Below are 2,199 nucleotides of genomic sequence, written 5' to 3' on the forward strand. Positions count from 1 at the left end.
GGAACCCTCGCGGGAAGGGCTCCAAGCTCCGGACGAAGGCCCGATCCAGGCCGATCAGGTTTCGGCTGGACGCGGCACAGCCTTACGACCAGCGGAATCTGTCCTTCGCGCTGAAAGCTCAGACTGTTTCCTTGTGGACACTGGCAGGCCGTCTCAAGGACGTGTCGTTTGTCTGCTCGCCAAAGGACGTCAAGATGCTCGGCGAGCATAAGCGTGGCGAGTCCGATCTGCTGCGACGAGACGGTGCCTGGTACTTGCTCACCTCCGTCGACGTGCCCGAGCAACCCGAATACGAACCCAAGGGTTTCGTCGGCGTCGATCTGGGCATTGTCAACATCGCCACCACATCGGACGGCAAGATCATGGCGGGGCGGGGTTTGAATCGACATCGCCAACGACAACGTGAACTTCGCGCCAAGTTGCAGGCCAAGGCCACCAAAGCCGCCAAACGGCTGTTGAAGAAGCGCCGCAGGAAAGAGCAGCGGCATGACGCAAACGTCAACCACATTATTTCGAAGAAGATCGTGACCGAGGCTGAACGCACTGGACGTGGTGTCGCCCTTGAACAACTCAAGGGAATCCGCGAAAGGGTACGGCTCCGCAAGCCCCAACGGGTCACGCTCCACTCCTGGGCGTTCCACCAGCTCGGGCAGTTCCTCCAGTACAAGGCGCTGCGGGCGGGCGTTCCGCTGGTGTTTGTCGATGCGGCTTATACGTCGCAGCAGTGCGCGGAGTGCGGCTTTGTAGATGGGAAGAACCGCGTCGATCAAGCCGTGTTCGTTTGTCGGCGGTGCGGGGTCGTTGCCCACACGGACCGAAATGCTTCCCGCAACATCGCCGCTCGCGGCGAGACCGCGTGGAACGCGGGGCGTGAGTCACGCGTCCCTGCCACCCCATAATGGGTGACTGGACGGAGGAGCCCACCCAACAGCCAGTTGGGCACTACCTCCAGCCCGGCCGGTTACAGCCGCGTCAGTTGACTAGCCACCAGGCCGCGGTGGCGAGGGTCACCACAGCGCACACCATAAGGCCCGCCTTGGGGTCGCGGGTAGGCAGCAGGGCCCGGCGGGCCCTGCGATCCTGCGGCAACAGCCGCGGGCGCCCGAATTGCCCGATCAGCACGTAGCCGACGCCGAGGGCCACCAGCGGCGCGACCAGGAACAGCCACGACGCCGCCGCCATCCCGCGCGAGGCCACCGCCACGCTCTCCACCAGCGCCGCGCCCGCCGCGCACAGCAGGTACATGGCCAGGTGACGGACGGTGCGCCGCTGCCTGGGCAGGAACGCCGGGCGCTGGGCGAACTGCATGGCCCGCGCCAGCGCGGCGTCCGAGCGATCGGCCTCCTGCCCGGCCTTGCGCAGCGCCGCCTCGCGGCCGGCGACCCCGCCGACCTCCGCGTCGGCCTGCAGCTTCGGCGCCCGTAGATGAAGGGTGGTGGCGGCGTGCAGCAGGTCGGCCTGTTGGGTGAGCAGCCGGTCGTCCAGCTCGCGCAGCCGCGTCGTGGTCTCGTCGGCGGCGGCGTCGGGCTCCTCGCGCCGGGCGGTCAGCCTCGCCAGCAGCTTCTCGTAGTCGTGGGCGCTCACGGGCCACCGTCCTCGAAGACCCACGAGCGCGAATCCACCAGGCGGCGGCACAGCCCGCCGATCAGCGCCGGGTCGGGCTCGTCGTCCACCAGCACCGGCAGCGGCACCCCGGCCACCGCCATCGCACGCTCGGTGAGTCGCACGTGTGTGGTGTAGGCGTTGTCCTTGCGGGGGCGCACCGCCGCGTCGGCGATCACCAGGTGTACCCGCGCCGCCGGCCCCTCGGCCGCGATCCGCGCGATGCGTTGTCCCGCTTGGGTTTTGTCGGGCAGTCCCGCGATCACCAGCAGTCGCTCGGGCAGGTCGGCCCCCGAGGCGCCGTCGCGTTTGGCCCGATCCAGCTGCTCGACGGCGGCGTCCAGGGCGCCCGACAGCCCCTCCTCGTCGACGGCCACCGCCGAGGTCATGCCCGCCTCCACCAGCGGCGCGAAGGGCGCGAACGCCTCGCCGCCCGTCGCGCAGTCCACAAAGGATATGGTGAGGGATTCCGACGGACGCGCCGCCAGCAACCGCAGCGGCACCGACCGCACGATGGAGCGCACCCGGGGGTCCGTGGCGTCGGCGTCCAGCGCCAGATGCCCCGTCCCCAGCAGATTCACGATGACCGGAAAGCTC

Annotated in this window: 2 protein-coding genes and 1 pseudogene; 1 reads left to right on the forward strand and 2 read right to left on the reverse strand. The window is 68.8% G+C overall.

Annotated features, from left to right (window positions below):
* A partial coding sequence (locus VE172_RS18785; RefSeq protein WP_324803497.1) for an RNA-guided endonuclease InsQ/TnpB family protein occupies nt 1-899 on the forward strand: 899 nt, incomplete at its 5' end.
* 73 nt (nt 900-972) lie between these two features.
* Here the strand turns inward: VE172_RS18785 and VE172_RS18790 are convergent.
* Nucleotides 973-1,584 carry a hypothetical protein gene (locus VE172_RS18790; protein WP_324803498.1) on the reverse strand — a complete coding sequence of 204 codons (612 nt, stop codon included), beginning with the start codon at nt 1,582-1,584 and terminating at the stop codon, nt 973-975.
* Nucleotides 1,581-2,199: pseudogene (locus VE172_RS18795) on the reverse strand (FtsK/SpoIIIE domain-containing protein); the annotation flags it as partial. The gene VE172_RS18790 and the pseudogene VE172_RS18795, both read right to left, overlap by 4 nt.

The sequence above is a fragment of the Stackebrandtia sp. genome, assembly GCF_035643755.1.
Lineage (GTDB): Bacteria > Actinomycetota > Actinomycetes > Mycobacteriales > Micromonosporaceae > Stackebrandtia.